Raw genomic sequence first — 14364 nt, 5'->3', positions numbered from 1 at the left:
GTATCATGCAAGGTGACACTCCGGGAAGACAAATTGATCGCGCCATCGGCGCGTCGCTAAAAGAGCTGCGCCAAAGCCGGAAGCAATCAGCCCGCCGACTTGCCGAACAGTCTGGCATATCTGCGGCGATGGTCAGCCGCATAGAGAATGGATTGGTTTCGCCCTCGATCGACACATTGGCCGCATTGGCCGAGGCGCTTGAAGTGCCCATCGTCTCGTTGTTTCGCGAAGCAAGAACGGATCACACCGACTATACCCTCGTCCGTCACGGTCAGGGATTGAAATCCACCCGGCTGGCGAGCGGTCATTCCCATGAGTATGTCAATCTCGCGCTACATTCCCGGAAAGATCTGAGGTTTCAGGCACGCCGTGTAACCCTGCTGCGTGACGAGGGCCATCCACCAACCTACGTGGGTCACGGCGTTGTCTTTGTTCAGGCGATCGAGGGGCAGGCGGTTTATCGTTATGGTGAGGCCCGGTTCACTTTGTCGGCGGGGGACAGTATCAGCGTGGATGCCGAACTGAACCATGGGTTTGAAGAAGTTTTGACACCCGAATTTGTCTTTTTGACCGTGCAGGCCGAGCGCCCGTAATGACCTGCTGATATGGCCATTCCAGCCGAACTTGATCTGACACGCGGACCGATCTCGGCGCATTTTCGAACACTGGCAATTCCTGCCGCAGTCGGAATGCTGTTCAACACCCTCTACAACGTCGTGGACATGTTCTTTGCTGGGCTTTTGTCCACCAGCGCACAGGCCGGGTTGGCACTGGGGTTTCAGGCGTTTTTTATTGCCATATCGGTCGGCGTTGGGCTTGGGGCCGCGATGAGCGCTCTTGTTGGAAACGCTCTGGGAGCCGGCGATCATCGCAAAGCCCGTCGGCTGGCAGCGCAAGGAATGAGCTATGGACTCATAGCGTCCGGCCTATTGGCATTGGCTGGGCACTGGTATGGTCCAGCTCTGATCCGGCTGGTGTCTGAGCCGGGCGCATATCGTGATGCGGGGCTGCGTTACTTCTATTGGTTGCTTTTGGCTCTGCCTGGGTTCTTGCTGGCGTTTGGGTGCAACGGTATCCTACAGGCGCACGGCGATGCGGTTTCGATGCAGCGCGCACTCGTGGTCGCATTTTTTGTCAATATCGGTCTAAACCCGCTGTTGATCTATGGCATTCCAGGTCTGGTTCCCGGCATAGGCTTCGATGGTTTGGCTGTCTCGACCGTCATCAGTCAGACCGGCGTCATGGTCTTCATGGTCCGGCAAGTACTCGGACGGCGAAGGATGAGGCGCATACGATTCCGAAACTTTGCCCCACGTTTGGAAAAGTTTGCCGAAATATCTGTCCAGGTTCTACCAACAGCCACATCCTTCATGGTGATGTTGCTGTCAGGTTTTGTCATGCAGTTCGCCCTGAAAATCTTTGGGGAACACGCAATCGCGGGCCATGGAGTGGCAATTCGACTTGAACAGATTCTACTTTTGCCGGTGCTTGGTGTAACCGGGGCGCTGCTACCAATTGCGTCCCAAAATTTTGGAGCCCATGAATACGCGAGAGTAAGGGAAGCAGTATTTTATTGCTGGAAAGTTGGCTTCATCATGACAGCTATCGCAGCGCCTACTCTATGGATATTTGGAAGACCCTTGCTGCGGCAGTTTACTGATGACCCCGAAGTCATCCGCGTTGGAGTGAGTTACTTGCGCGTCGACAGCCTGATACTGCCTTTCTATATGATGCTTTTTTCGATCAACTCTCTTTTGCAGGCTTTGAAAAGACCGATCTGGACGGTGTGGATCAGCCTGTATCGGCAAGGGTTTGGGGTAGCCTTTTTTGTCTGGGTTTTTGTTTGGCTGCTGGGCTTTAACGAAACCGGTGTTTGGTTTGGCACCGCGGCTGCCGTTGTGACAGGATGGGCGATCGCTCTTATCGTGACCACACATGTAGCACAGCGCGAGATAGGGGGATTCTGGGTGTTGTCACGTTAACATCCAGTCCACAAAGAAGTGCCCATGCTCAGATTTCAAGCTGCTTGGGAGGCGACATTCCAGGCAACAAATGGTTAGTGCCAACTTGTTCGCGCGTTCTGAACTGGTTACCGCTCACGCATGAAGATGCCGTTCAAAATGCCACGCCTGAAGGGCTATCGTTTTTCCGCGAGAGATCATCGCCTAAGCCGCCTGGATTTACCATCGTTTTGCGCTCAGTACTGCTCAGGTTAAAATTCTGCGCGCAGTGTTACGGTCAGCGGTCTGAACTTGATGACCCAGCGGCGGAGGGTCGCGTAAGAAATATCGATCCCGCGCTGCAGAAGCCTCGCGTCAACTTCACGCAAGCTCGAACATAAAGCCACACAGCCAGGGGAATGATCCGAGAAGGAAATCGGTGAATCGGCGACGCTTGTAGGTGATGGACGATGGATTCATCGATGCCACCTACGACCAATTCCAAGCATGAGTAACCAAACAACGGTTAATGTGACAACACCTCAGAATGGGTTCCCACAGATCGATTGGATCTAATTCCGGATCGTGAATGCGAGCAATCCTTCCAATCCCCCATCTCGACTTCGGCGCCGCTTTCGATTCTGGCAACATTCAGCTCTTTGAACATCGCATCAAAGTCCGCGACGTAGAATGTTCAGCATGAAGCCCCGGTCTCCGGGATAGTAGTCGCTGTCTTTCGGGAACGTCGAAAAGATTGTCACGCCGCGCTCGCTGATCCAGGATTGCAAGGTGGGCGAAGCCGGAGTTGAGGGGATTGATAGATGGGTCCCATACCATTCTGCTAGTCTAGCCGGATCATCAGATCTGAAGAAAGATCCTCCAATTCCATAAATTTGTGCAGTGTTAGATCTCCTTTGGTTAGTTTCGGTAAGGATCGTTCTTCTGGCCGATGACACAAATCGCCGGAGTGGCCCCGCCAAAGATCTCGATTTCGGTCACGTTCTCGAAACCAACAGCGTGGAGCGCTTCCTCGATGCTGGCGATCATGCGTCGCGCAGCACCCGGGCCATCCGCGTCCAGCCGTGGTTGATAGGTGGTCAGGCAAAGCCCGCCAGTAGCCAATGCTTCATATACTGCACCAAAAAACCCGTGTTTGTCGCTCTGAAATTGTATGACGTTCAGCGAGAAGATGCGGTCAAATGCGCCCGGCCAGTTAGCAAGGCGGTCGATCCCGCCCTCGATCAACGTGACTCTGTCTGCGGCACACTGTTCTCTTAGCCGATTGCGAGCCTGCCGGATCATCACCTCGGAATGGTCAAGACCTACTACCCGCCCTGACGTTACAACAGAGGCACATTTTGCGAGGGCCAGACCGGGGCCGCAGCCGATCTCAAGCACGCGGCTATCGGGCGACAGAGCCATCAAATCGACTGTTCTGTCATTTCGGAAACGGTTCGATTGCCGCGCTGCCATGATCCGTCCCGCCAACGCACCCAACAGGCCCGATGGATGCCGAAACTGTGCGACGATCTTCGGTTTCATCGACACTACGCGTTACCCGCGCGAGACATCCACAGGGGCATCGCCAGCAACCCGCCAGTCGAAAGAACGAGAACGCCGAGGGCAAGCGCATGGCGATACGCCATCTCGGGAAACCCCAGAAGGTCCACCGCAAAGGTATTCCACGACCACAGGGCGGCGACACCCCATATAAATAGTGCGACAATGACGATGCCGAGGGTCTTGCTGTGGCGTTTCGAGTGCTGAATCATGTTAGCTCCCCTTCTCCATCATGATTTCAAGCGCGTCGTTGAGACTGGCCAACAGCTGCGCCGAAGCTGCGACATCATGCGCTGCCGTGGCCTCGGCCAACGCGGCCATCGGTGCGTCTTCCCGGTCCTGCATCTCGGCAAAAAGATCAATGCCGGTTGGGGTGGGCAAATAAAGTACTGATCTCTTGTGATCGGGATTGTCCTGCGCGTGGGCAAGACCCTTCTCCAACAGGGTATTCATGTTTTTCTGCACATGCTGACGCGAGACACCTTTGGCTTTGGCGATATCGGGCACCGTTTGTGGCGCCTTGAAGATCAATGCCTGCAGGACCGCCCGCATCGACGGATTGATATCCAGATCGGCGTGCAGAGCTTCGGCAACGGATTTGAGCCGGTTGAACGCTGTCCTTATTTCTCTGATCAGTGCGGTGAGTTCTTTGTTTTGCTGCGTCACGCGGGGGCTCCGGGATTCTATTTGACAACTTAGGTGTCACTATGAATTATGACAACTTAATTGTCAATATGGTGATGCTGCTCATGTTCACGCAAACCCATCTACTGATCGGAGCCGCAATCTTCGCGAGGCCGGGACGTACTACAGTTGCTCTGGCTGGTCTGATGGGCGCGTTAGTGCCTGATACCGATGTCTGGGCGATGTTCATAGTCGAGCGGCAGCAAGGGGCCAGCGGGTGCGAAGTGTTTCATTATCGGTACTGGGAGCAGCCGTGGACAACGCTTCAGATGCTGCTGAACTCGATCCCCTTGTATCTCGCCCTTATCGCCCTGGGCCTCACCGGTCTGATCCTGCCTGCCGTTTGGCCACGCAGGATCGCGCTGATCGTGATCGTGTTCGCCAGCTCTGCACTGCTGCATGTGGGGATTGATTTTCTGCTGCACCATGACGATGCGCGCGCGCAATGGATGCCTTTCACGGACTGGATCTTCCGCTCACCAGTTTCCTATTGGGAACCTCGATACTACGGTCGGGTTTTCATGGTACTCGAGATCGGCTTGGGGCTCACTCTCGCCATATTGATCGGCCTGCAGTTTCGGTCAAAGTGCGTGTGGGCGGCGGTTGCAAGTGTGTCGCTTGGTTACGCAGGGTCGGTTGCCGCTGGTCTGGTGTCTGGTGACGACCACGTGCGGGGGCCAGGGTCCTGCGAAATCCTCGAACTGGATGCTGGGTCAATGCTCACGGCCGGTGCAGGCAAGTCGATGATAGGCGCGCGCGGAGATGGCCATGAATAAAGATCATTTCATGCGATGGCGTTGGAAAATGTGGGGCGCATGGTGCTTCCTTGCGGCTACCGGCGTGGCGTATGGGGTTTTCGCTATCGCAGCAGGTATTGGCCTTGCTGAAACTGACAAGATGCGCGCGCTGCCGCTGCCATTTCAAATCCATGCTCTGGCTGGCGGAATCGCATTGATCGCCGGGATAATGCAGTTCAACCCTGCGATACGAACCCATTTCATTCGCGCGCATCGCTGGGGTGGCCGCATCTACGTCTACAGCGCATGTCTGGCGAGTATCGCGGCGGTACTCAATGCTGCATTCTTCGATGTGAGCTGGGCCACGAGATTGTCGTTTTTCCTGCTGGGATTCTTTTGGCTCCTGTCCACGATTTTCGCATACAAGATGATCCGGAAACGCAATATTTCTCTCCACCGTGAATGGATGTTGCGAAGTTATTTCCTTGCGTTTTTCTTCGTGACATTCAGCTTCTGGGTGCCGGTCCTGGCAGGCGACAGTCAGGGAACAGGCACGGCATATTTCATCGCTGTAGCGATGAGTTGGGTCCCCAACCTCCTACTTGCAGAAGTATGGATTCGAAGAACGCGCAAGAGAGGCAGAGCGTCAACAAGTTGACCGAACGCGAGATTTGTTATTTTGCCAAGGAGCCGATATGCGTCGGGAGCGCAGCGTTTGTCAGAATGGGCTCTTTGCGATCATGCGGCAGTGCAGATCACCGCTTCGGTGGAAGACGCCCGTGCCGACGTTGACGGCCCAAAGCGGAAGCGCAACTTGTGGTGCAGATCTGCGATAGCTGGCCCTCACCGCTCCGGTCGTTAATTGGAAAACAGCGGAATAGCTGCCGTCAGCGGTTGCTCAGTCAACGGGAGTATCAGGGGAACGTATCAGCGGTCTCAAAGTTGCTGGATTCGTTGCGGCGTTCTGCCTAACCTGTTTTCAAACCTTGGAGGTATGAATTTGGAGCGCCGCCTCGCCGCGATACTTGCCGCCGACGTCGTTGGTTACAGCCGCCTCATCCGCAATGATGAAGCCGGTACTCTGGAGATAGTCAAAGCGCATCGCGAACGTCTCTTCGAGCCATGTGTATCGGCACGGAACGGACGCATTGTAAAATTGATGGGTGATGGGCTGCTGATTGAATTTGCCAGCGCTGTTGAGGCCGTTCGTTGTGCCGTCGAAATGCAGTACTTCGTCGGGATCGAGAACAAGGATTTACCGGAAGATGCTCAGGTTCAATATCGCATAGGGCTCAATGTCGGCGACATCGTGGTTGATCAGGACGACATTCAGGGTGATGGCGTCAACATCACCGCCCGGCTGGAAAGCTTGGCCGAACCTGCGGGCATCTGCATGTCGGTCAACGTCTTCGATCAGATTAAGGACAAACTCGACCTCAACATTGAAGATGCGGGAATGCATCAGGTCAAGAACATGGCGGAGCCGTTGCACGCATTCAGTTTGGCGCTTGATGAAAAGGCCACGGCTTTAGTATCGCCCATTGTGCGGAGTGCAGCAAAGCCTGCACAACGTCGGGTGGCAGTTGCCATCGGTGTCGTGCTCGCCTTGGCTTTGGGCGTAGCGGCATGGTGGCAGCCCTGGAGCCCCGCCGCAATATCTTCCGCCAATGGCGACCAATATCTGCCTGCGCCTGGCAAGCCGTCCATCGCGGTCATGGCTTTCGACAATCTGAACAACGATCCGAGCCAAGATTACCTAAGCGATGGCCTGAGTGAGAACATTCTGACGGCGCTGTCCAGGTTCTCAGACTTTTTTGTCATCGCGCGCAATTCGACCTTTTTGTACAAGGATAAGCCTGTTGAAGTGCAGCAGATCGCGCAGGAACTCGGCGTGAGATATATCGTCGATGGCAGTGTTCAGATCGCAGGTGAACGCTTGCGCGCAAATGCGCAATTGATCGATGCCGCTACCGGCAAGCATCTCTGGGCCGAACAATACGACCGTGATCTGCTGGACATATTTGATGTTCAGGATGAGATTACCCGTACCGTCGCTTCGACGTTAAGCACGAGTATCAATCTCGCTGAGTATGACCGGTTAAAGCATCAGCCTACAGAAAGCCTCGGAGCCTATGAACTCTCCACACGTGCTCAGGAACACTCGCTTAGATTTAACGAGGCGGACAATATTCAAGCCCAGCGACTGAGTGAGCAGGCGATTGCGCTCGATCCGAACTTCGCGGGCGCATATGCCGAGCTCGCGTGGGCGCATTCCTTCGGCTATCGCTTTGGCTGGAGCGAGGGTCTTTCACGCGAGGAATCGCTCGATCTTGCCTTTGAAATGGCCAGAAAGGCCATTGATCTGGAACCCCTCGATTTTGCCGGTTACGCCGTTCTGGCTTATGTGACGATGTATAGTGGCGATCTCGAACGGGCGGTAACGCTGTATGACAAGGCAATCTCGCTAAACCCGAATTCTGCAGGTACCCTCGTGAACTCAACTGACCCTCTGGTCTATAGCGGACGAGCCGATGAAGCCGTTGAACGGATGCGGTCAGCGATCCGCCTCAACCCGCATCATCCGGACTGGTATCTGTGGAATCTGGGATGGGCACAGTATTTTGCAGAAGATTACGCAGGCGCTCTTGCTTCGATTGAAAAGATGAACGAGGTCCCGGATCGCCTAAGACGCACGCTTGCGCCGATACTCCTGCGGTTGGGGCGAGAAGAAGAAGCAAAAACGTTGACCGACGAATTTTTGGCAGACAACCCCAACTACAGCATCGAAGAGGCAAGGAAAGCTCCGTTCGAAAGCGACGATTACCTCAACCGATGGCTGGATGACTTGCGCAGACTGGGGGTGCCGGAAACCACCGGTTAAATGCTTGAGCCAGTATGTCAGTCGCGAGCAAGACAGCAAAGCGAGGGCTTTGGCAGCAATGCAGAATACTGCAATTCTGAGCATCCGGCCTGCCGCTCGCCGCTATCGGCGCAAATGCCCGCAGCGGGAATCCGTTCAAGCTTTACAAAGGTTACTTTCTGCGCAGTCCTGCCGCTCGTGCCCGGCACAGCATTCGGTACTCTGGGCTCAGAGCGGACCTCGGAGGCAGCGCAGCGTGTCGTGATAAAATGCTCCGGTCAACGTCGGGTTGTCGTTTTGGGAGGGCATGGCGGATCGGAGGATCAGTCATGGAAACACCAAACCTACCAGCCATTCGCGCACTTCGCCCTGCCTGGAACAAAGGGCGTATCGTCGGCCAGAAGCGACCACTGAAACCAAAACACGTCTGGGCGATACGGGTTCGACTTGAATTGGCCGAGAACCACCGCGATCTCGCCCTGTTCAACATGGCGATCGACAGCAAGCTCCGCGGCTGTGATCTGGTGAAGATGACAGTGGTCGATGTCATGGCTTCAGGCCAAATCAAAGAACGAGCCTCGGTCCTTCAAAGCAAGACGCAAAAACCTGTGCGCTTCGAGATATCCGAAGGAACGCGCGCGTCTGTCGAAAAGTGGATGGAGGACGAGCTGATGGTCGGTTCCGAGTACCTTTGGCCCGGGCGCTTTCATGAGCGCCTGCACATTTCGACCCGCCAATATGTACGGATCGTCCGAGATTGGGTCACATCGATCGGTCTTGAGGCGAGCGCGTATGGCACCCATTCAATGCGGAGAACTAAAGTCACGCAGATCTACAAGAAGACAGGCAACCTCCGAGCTGTTCAGCTCCTACTCGGTCATACGAAGATGGACAGCACAGTCCGATACCTTGGTGTCGAACTTGAGGATGCATTGGCCATTGCCGAAGCCATTGAAATCTAGACTAAAGGGCCGTTCGAAGGGACGGCCCGTTGCGAACCTTCACCCCATAGTCTCCATGCTGCGGCGCGGCCCGTCGAACCTGCCGTTCGCTGCGAGCGCAAAATCAAAGGTTGACTGAACTTACGCTGGGCGGGACAAACCGGACTTGTGCAGTCGCAGCTATTGCTGACGCAGAAATACCTCGCATCTGCGGCATGGCTATCGCTGTTTTGCAACTCATATCGCCGAAGTCGCCGTTTATCGCGTTATGAGATGGCGAACGGCAGAACCGCTCGCCAAGGTAGGTCATATGTCGATGCGCTCGGCTATGCTCAGAGCATCTTCCAATTCGACACCAAGTTAACGCATCGTGCTGTCGACTTTGGTGTGGCCAAGGAGCAGTTGCGCCGCGCGAAGGTTGCCCGTCTTACGATAGATCTCGGCCGCCTTTGTGCGGCGGAGCGAGTGTAAATCGTATCCACTCGGCTCCAGCCGATCGCCTTCACCCAGTCGCGAATAAGCCGTGCGTACTGACGCGTCGAGATGTGTGGTCGGTCGTGAAACCGGCTTGGAAACATGAACAGGCAAGCAAGCATCTCTGGAGTTCTGACCTAGGCCAGAACGGTTTTTCGCGTGTTTTCCGACAGTTCAAATTGAACGGGTCGCTTGGTTTTGCTCTGGATCACCGAAACACGTTCCCGGACGCGATGGTTTTTGATAAGATCAGGCACGGTTAGCTTGACCAGATCACAGCCTCGAAGCTTGCTGTCGATGGCGACGTTGAACAAAGTCAGGTCGCGCAGATTGCCTGCAAGCTCGAATCGAGCACGGATCGCCCAAACCTGTTTTGGCAGCAGTGGACGTTTCTGTCCGATGATGCGCCCTTTGTTCCAGGCTTTGCACATGGGGGTAACTGCGGGAAGTTGGACTCTTGGCATGATTTGCCCTCCGATCCTCCCTCCACGCCCGTCATCAGCACCGTGCTGACTGGGCGATTGTGCAAGCAGGGCTGAACGCCCGTTTAGGGCAGCCACTCAAATGGGCATCTTCTGCGAGCGCTTTCGGCGGCTTGGAGGTCCAAGGGCGAACTGCGCCGATGGCCTCGAAACGCATAAGCCGACATTGTGGATGTTGAAGACGGGCCTTGGCCGCCATGGCGATGATAGGCAATGCAGCAGCGTGTGTCGCGGATACGGTCGCGGCAGAATGTCATGTCTGCAGGACACCCAATGGTTTGAGGATGTGCAGCGTCAAGACGAAACGAAACCTCTGCCGCTTAGAAGGACTGAAATGAGCGGACGTCGAGACGGGGTGAAGGCTTCAAAACATACTGCCTATCCGTCAATTGACCTGGGTCATTCGGTAGAGATAGGATCGTGGAAAGTCTTCCGGCCCACGCAGAAAATATCCTCGGATTCTCCGTTGATTACGGGGCAAATGGAACAAAAAATTCGGGGCATCTGGAACATGGCCAGGAAGAATTCAGTAACTTCGGTCGACGTCGCCAAACGGGCGGGCGTGTCGCAATCCGCCGTGAGCCGCGCCTTCTCTCGTGTACCCACTCAGTCCGGCGTATCGGCGGAAGCGAAGAAGAGAATCTTCGATGCGGCCAAGGAGTTGGGCTATAGGCCAAACGCTCTTGCCCGGTCGATGATCACTGGGCGCTCGAAGATCATCGCCTTGCTGTTCAGCTATCTGGACAATCAATTCTATGCGCTGGCACTGGAAAAGCTCTGTATCGAATTGCAGAAGAACGGCTATCACGCGATGGTTTTCATGATGCCGGAAACCGCAGTCGGGGTCGAAGAGACGGTATCCGAATTGCTGGAATACAAGGTTGACGGGATTATCACCGCATCGGTCGAACTGTCTTCGTCGCTTTGCAAGCATTGCCAGGATCAAGGTATCTCAGTCGTTATGTTCAACCGGATAAAGGCTGAGGAAGGTGTGTCTTGCGTGTCGTCAGACAATGTCCTGGGCGGACGCTTGGCAGCGCGCTATCTCATTGAAACTGGACACCAAAAGATTGCGTTGCTGTCCGGTTGGGCGGAATCTTCGACCGGGCGCGACCGCCAATTGGGATTTGAGCAAGAGCTGTCGGATCAGGGACACAGCCTGTTTGATCATGCTGCCGGGCATTTTGATCTGGCTGAGACGCGCTCTGCTGCCCTCAAACTTTTGGACAGACCAGCGCCAAAGCGGCCAGATGCGATCTTCATCGCCAACGACTACATGGCGATCGAAGCACTCGGCGTAATTCGCAGCGAGTTGAAACTCACGGTGCCGCAAGACGTGTCGATTGTCGGCTTTGACGACATTCCAATGGCGGCATTGCCTGAGTATGATCTGACGACATTGCGCCAGCCGATCAACCGGATGATCGACCAATCCGTCTCGCTGATGCTAGCTGCGATAGCCGGAAACGACACAGCAGGTAACGTGAGCATCGTGCCAGAACTGGTCGAGCGCGGCACCGTGGCAAACAGAACCTGATCAGCTTTCGCGCCCAAGCTCTGCCAGAATGTCCACTCCTTGCATGGCCATGAAATGTGGGATGTCGATGAAGATCCAGTTCTCGGCCAGTTTTTCGCCATCGCGGCGGTAGAGATCAACGATCCGCATGTCGGCTTCGACTTCGCCAGGCGGTAGACCAAGAAACCCACCCTTCGACCGTAAGGATAGGCTGGGATAGCCGAAGAACCCGCCGTAGTTGCCCTCGCCCAAACGCGCGACATGTTCGGTGTGGCGAACGTATTCCAGACCCTCCTCGAACGGTCCTGAGTGGCCGCGCCGATAACCATCGAAGAATGCGCTGGCGCCGATGCCGCCGGGGCCGAACCAGCACATATTGGGCGTCCAGAAACGGGTCATGTGCTCTTCGGGCGAGCCAACTTTGTTCGCGCGCAAATCGGTGACCATGTCAGAGATCAGACCGACACTCGCCCGGCCTTCGGTTTCCGAATGCGCATCGTACAAAAGGCCATCATGCGTCGCAGGTCCAGGCGTCAACAGGACCGATCCGGTTGTGCCCGCGCTTGGATGACGTCCCGATTGCGCCAAAAGGTTCAGGATATCGACGTAGCAGGCGGTTTCGACGATCTTTTCCTTCTCAATGCGGTGAAACTCGCAATAGCGCAGAAACGAAAGCTTGCGGGAGGGTGCGAGCCCGATCCAGGACTGATCCCATGTGCCCATCAGATGCCCCATTTCGACAACCCAGACCGAGGAAAACCCGTCAAGTTCGTTCCGTCCGGCAAAGAAAATGTCCGGCCGCCGTTGCAATGGCCCCATGGCCTGTTTCAACGGCCGCCAGAAGACGTCAGCAACGCGTTCCGGACTGATCTGCTCATGAAACGGGTACATGCCGCGCCACGCAAGATTGGCGGCGAAATGAGGTGTCATCGCCTCGGAAACACTTTCCGTGCCTGCCGCATCAATAGCCGCATTGGCGGAGCGGACAAGCACCTTGGCGTCCTGATAATCAGCCATCGCGGCGGGCCATGGCGATCTGGATCATCAGGTCCAACTCGTTGAAAAGCTGCCATTCCTGCTGAACCACGCCATTCCTGACGCGCTGTTGCGTGATGCCCCAGATCTGGCATTTCTGCCCCGTGGGGTCTCGGTAGAGAGTGCCACCGGTATGGGTGGCAGCGGCGCTCCAACGGGTCGAGATCAGATAACCGTCGTCATCGTTGCCCATCCAGTAGACCTCGTCGACATGGTGTTTCATGTCAGGGAAGGCTTCACGCAGTTCGGCGATGTAGGCGCGATAAGCGTCCCGCCCGAAAAACTTGCGATCGGTTGTCCCTTCGAATGACACATCGGCGGCATAGCATTCATCCAGTGCCGCCCCATCGGCATTCCAAAGGCTGTCATGGATGGCTCTGGCAAAAGCATCGGGGTCGAACCCCTCAACAGGTTCGCCAACGCTCAACGGGCGCTCAGGACGCACACCGGACCGCAGATCGGCCCAAGTTTCGGCGCTACGCGGCCAGCCGGGGAAAGGATCGACGGCCAGCCTGTCCGCCTCTTCCCAAAGATCAAGGCCCAACTGCTTGAGCATGGCGGATGTGTTGTAAAGCACGTGCTCAAGAAAAATGTCGTTGCCAAGTGCCACACAGTTGGCAATGACCATGACGTCGACCTCAGCTCCGGTCGGGTCGCCGTATTTGCTCGGCCCGGTGTTCTTGCCCTTGATGCGCGTCAGGTGTGAAGTGTGAAATCCGATAGTGTCATCGCCAGCCCAGATCACCTCTTCCGCGTTAAGGATAATGTCGGGGATTGCGCCGGTCGTGTGGTGCGTGTCGCCGACGATCTTCGCGTTGCCGTGCTGCAGACCATAGTCGTCATAGACAAGGCTATCGTCGGAGTAACACGCTTCGATATATTCGATTTCACGGGCCTCGGTTTCCCAGATGCGATATGTGATGCGGACGATATAGTCGACGATGTTGCGGTACTCGGGATCGAACCCGCCAAGCGACTGCGACGGCCCGAGATAGGGCGGGATACGGTGCGCCCCGCCCTTGGTGTAGTTCTTGAGAGATATGTCGAACGACGTGGGCATGTGACCCCGCGACAAGGCGGCGGCCGGATGATGCGATTTCGAGCGATCGGGCATGAATTGGGTCATTCGGTCTCTCCAGTATTGGCCAAAAGATCAACGCCCTGTTCGGCAAGGAAATGCAGGATGTCGATGAATATCCAGTTCTCGGCGAGCTTGTCGCCGTCGCGGCGATAAAGGTCCACGACGCGCATTTCGGCAGCCACGTCATTGGCAGGCGCGCCGAGGTAATCGCCGGTGTTGCGAAGGGTCAGGCAAGGCCACCACATGAAGGCGGCAATGTTGCCTTCGGCCAGTGCAAGTTCCCAATCGTGGATCTTCACCACGTCTTGCTTTGCTTCGAAAGGCAGGGTGTGTCCGCGTTGGTAGCCGGGAATGGAGAGGCTGGCTCCGATGCCGGCCGGGCCGAACCAGTTCATGTCCGTGTTCCAGAACCGGACCAGATGATCGCCGGGCGACGTATAGCTCAGCGCCAGATCGGTCAGCATGGCGTGGGTCAGATCATAGGTGTTCTGGGTCAGGTCCCCGGGCTGGGGGTCATGCAGAAGCCCGTCGTGGGTCATTGGTCCCGGCGACATCATCATGCCCCCGGTCTGGTGTTTCGCCAGTGGGTTCCGGCCTGCCTGGCTCAAGACGGCGAGAATATCCAGAAACTCTACCGTTTCGACAATGGCTCCGTCCTGGACCCGAGACATCGTCGCGTAGGGCAGATAGGTGGTTTTTCCCGTGGCGGACATGCCCAGCCAGTCGTCCGTGAAATCGCACAGGAAATTGCCCATTTCAACAACCCAGGTGCCGGCACCCGGGTCAAGATCGGCATGACTGGCGAAAAAGATATCGGGACGCCGCTGGATGGCGGACATGGCATTCTTCAGCGGTGTCCAGACGGTGTCGGCCAATGCTTCGGGCCCTTCGACATCGTAAAACGGGCGCATACCGCGGTAGGTGTGCTCATGGGACAGGTACTCTGCGCAAGCAGCAGCGGTTTCGGCCCCGGGGGCGCCTTTGTCACGGGCGGTGAAGTACGCTTGAACAAGCGACTTGGCGGATTGCAGGTCTACTGACATGGATCTTCCTT

The 14364-nt window shown here is 56.0% G+C and carries 15 protein-coding genes; 7 read left to right on the top strand and 8 right to left on the bottom strand.

What is annotated here, in order from left to right:
• Window positions 1-5 precede the first annotated feature (5 nt).
• The gene (locus AC2FH6_RS11135) at window positions 6-593 is read left to right on the top strand and encodes a helix-turn-helix domain-containing protein (protein ID WP_496691476.1); all 588 of its coding nucleotides are present in this window, start codon (window positions 6-8) and stop codon (window positions 591-593) included.
• A 12-nt stretch (window positions 594-605) separates the two neighbouring features.
• Window positions 606-1982 (top strand): MATE family efflux transporter, encoded by a 1377-nt coding sequence (locus AC2FH6_RS11130; RefSeq protein WP_496698212.1) that lies wholly within the window; start codon window positions 606-608, stop codon window positions 1980-1982.
• Between the two features lie 876 nt (window positions 1983-2858).
• Here AC2FH6_RS11130 and AC2FH6_RS11125 read toward each other — a convergent pair.
• From AC2FH6_RS11125 to AC2FH6_RS11115, 3 genes are read right to left on the bottom strand one after another with little or no spacing between them, the layout of a single operon-like run.
• Window positions 2859-3482: an SAM-dependent methyltransferase gene (locus AC2FH6_RS11125; RefSeq protein ID WP_496691474.1), complete on the bottom strand. Its 624-nt coding sequence runs from the start codon at window positions 3480-3482 to the stop codon at window positions 2859-2861.
• 5 nt (window positions 3483-3487) lie between these two features.
• Window positions 3488-3712, bottom strand: a complete 225-nt coding sequence (locus tag AC2FH6_RS11120; protein WP_496702585.1) for a hypothetical protein — start codon at window positions 3710-3712, stop codon at window positions 3488-3490.
• A gap of 1 nt (window position 3713) precedes the next feature.
• Entirely contained in the window at window positions 3714-4166 is a 453-nt protein-coding gene (locus tag AC2FH6_RS11115) for a MarR family winged helix-turn-helix transcriptional regulator (protein ID WP_496691472.1), read from the bottom strand.
• Between the two features lie 41 nt (window positions 4167-4207).
• Between AC2FH6_RS11115 and AC2FH6_RS11110 the strand changes: the two genes are divergently transcribed.
• From AC2FH6_RS11110 to AC2FH6_RS11095, 4 genes are all read left to right on the top strand, one after another.
• The gene (locus tag AC2FH6_RS11110) at window positions 4208-4960 is read left to right on the top strand and encodes a hypothetical protein (protein WP_496702584.1); all 753 of its coding nucleotides are present in this window, start codon (window positions 4208-4210) and stop codon (window positions 4958-4960) included.
• Window positions 4953-5579: a DUF2306 domain-containing protein gene (locus tag AC2FH6_RS11105; RefSeq protein ID WP_496702582.1), complete on the top strand. Its 627-nt coding sequence runs from the start codon at window positions 4953-4955 to the stop codon at window positions 5577-5579. Before AC2FH6_RS11110 ends, AC2FH6_RS11105 begins: the two co-directional genes overlap by 8 nt.
• A gap of 336 nt (window positions 5580-5915) precedes the next feature.
• Entirely contained in the window at window positions 5916-7802 is a 1887-nt protein-coding gene (locus AC2FH6_RS11100; protein ID WP_496702260.1) for an adenylate/guanylate cyclase domain-containing protein, read from the top strand.
• Window positions 7803-8110: 308 nt separating this feature from the next.
• Window positions 8111-8743, top strand: coding sequence for a tyrosine-type recombinase/integrase (locus tag AC2FH6_RS11095; protein WP_496702580.1), 633 nt, complete (start codon window positions 8111-8113; stop codon window positions 8741-8743).
• A 339-nt stretch (window positions 8744-9082) separates the two neighbouring features.
• Here the strand turns inward: AC2FH6_RS11095 and AC2FH6_RS11090 are convergent, their stop codons facing one another.
• Together AC2FH6_RS11090 and AC2FH6_RS11085 are read right to left on the bottom strand one after the other, a co-directional pair.
• Window positions 9083-9310, bottom strand: a complete 228-nt coding sequence (locus AC2FH6_RS11090; protein WP_496702578.1) for a hypothetical protein — start codon at window positions 9308-9310, stop codon at window positions 9083-9085.
• Window positions 9311-9333: 23 nt separating this feature from the next.
• Window positions 9334-9660: a site-specific integrase gene (locus tag AC2FH6_RS11085; RefSeq protein ID WP_496702576.1), complete on the bottom strand. Its 327-nt coding sequence runs from the start codon at window positions 9658-9660 to the stop codon at window positions 9334-9336.
• A 529-nt stretch (window positions 9661-10189) separates the two neighbouring features.
• On the opposite strand from AC2FH6_RS11085, the gene AC2FH6_RS11080 reads away from it, so the two are divergent.
• Complete coding sequence (locus AC2FH6_RS11080) at window positions 10190-11215, top strand: LacI family DNA-binding transcriptional regulator (protein ID WP_496702574.1); 1026 nt, start codon at window positions 10190-10192, stop codon at window positions 11213-11215.
• Here AC2FH6_RS11080 and AC2FH6_RS11075 read toward each other — a convergent pair whose 3' ends face one another.
• The 3 genes from AC2FH6_RS11075 to AC2FH6_RS11065 are packed head-to-tail and all read right to left on the bottom strand — an operon-like array spanning window position 11216 to window position 14353.
• Window positions 11216-12211: a nuclear transport factor 2 family protein gene (locus AC2FH6_RS11075; RefSeq protein WP_496702573.1), complete on the bottom strand. Its 996-nt coding sequence runs from the start codon at window positions 12209-12211 to the stop codon at window positions 11216-11218.
• Window positions 12204-13355: a nuclear transport factor 2 family protein gene (locus AC2FH6_RS11070; RefSeq protein ID WP_496702572.1), complete on the bottom strand. Its 1152-nt coding sequence runs from the start codon at window positions 13353-13355 to the stop codon at window positions 12204-12206. Before AC2FH6_RS11070 ends, AC2FH6_RS11075 begins: the two co-directional genes overlap by 8 nt.
• On the bottom strand, window positions 13352-14353 hold the full coding sequence (locus AC2FH6_RS11065; RefSeq protein WP_496702570.1) for a nuclear transport factor 2 family protein: 1002 nt from the start codon (window positions 14351-14353) through the stop codon (window positions 13352-13354). The genes AC2FH6_RS11070 and AC2FH6_RS11065 overlap by 4 nt, the downstream gene beginning before the upstream one ends.
• Window positions 14354-14364: the final 11 nt, after the last annotated feature.

This window comes from Ruegeria sp. CDSC045 (assembly GCF_059610725.1).
Note: the sequence above shows the minus strand (reverse complement) of the source record. Positions and strands in the feature narration are given on the sequence as shown.

Excerpts from the sequence above, each read along its gene's own strand:
- AC2FH6_RS11125 (WP_496691474.1), bottom strand. The coding sequence starts at position 3,482 with ATGAAACCGAAGATCGTCGCACAGTTTCGGCATCCATCGGGCCTGTTG.
- AC2FH6_RS11120 (WP_496702585.1), bottom strand. The coding sequence starts at position 3,712 with ATGATTCAGCACTCGAAACGCCACAGCAAGACCCTCGGCATCGTCATT.
- AC2FH6_RS11130 (WP_496698212.1), top strand. The coding sequence starts at position 606 with ATGGCCATTCCAGCCGAACTTGATCTGACACGCGGACCGATCTCGGCG.
- AC2FH6_RS11085 (WP_496702576.1), bottom strand. The coding sequence starts at position 9,660 with ATGCCAAGAGTCCAACTTCCCGCAGTTACCCCCATGTGCAAAGCCTGG.
- AC2FH6_RS11070 (WP_496702572.1), bottom strand. The coding sequence starts at position 13,355 with ATGACCCAATTCATGCCCGATCGCTCGAAATCGCATCATCCGGCCGCC.
- AC2FH6_RS11110 (WP_496702584.1), top strand. The coding sequence starts at position 4,208 with ATGAATTATGACAACTTAATTGTCAATATGGTGATGCTGCTCATGTTC.
- AC2FH6_RS11095 (WP_496702580.1), top strand. The coding sequence starts at position 8,111 with ATGGAAACACCAAACCTACCAGCCATTCGCGCACTTCGCCCTGCCTGG.
- AC2FH6_RS11065 (WP_496702570.1), bottom strand. The coding sequence starts at position 14,353 with ATGTCAGTAGACCTGCAATCCGCCAAGTCGCTTGTTCAAGCGTACTTC.
- AC2FH6_RS11100 (WP_496702260.1), top strand. The coding sequence starts at position 5,916 with ATGAATTTGGAGCGCCGCCTCGCCGCGATACTTGCCGCCGACGTCGTT.
- AC2FH6_RS11075 (WP_496702573.1), bottom strand. The coding sequence starts at position 12,211 with ATGGCTGATTATCAGGACGCCAAGGTGCTTGTCCGCTCCGCCAATGCG.
- AC2FH6_RS11135 (WP_496691476.1), top strand. The coding sequence starts at position 6 with ATGCAAGGTGACACTCCGGGAAGACAAATTGATCGCGCCATCGGCGCG.
- AC2FH6_RS11080 (WP_496702574.1), top strand. The coding sequence starts at position 10,190 with ATGGCCAGGAAGAATTCAGTAACTTCGGTCGACGTCGCCAAACGGGCG.
- AC2FH6_RS11105 (WP_496702582.1), top strand. The coding sequence starts at position 4,953 with ATGAATAAAGATCATTTCATGCGATGGCGTTGGAAAATGTGGGGCGCA.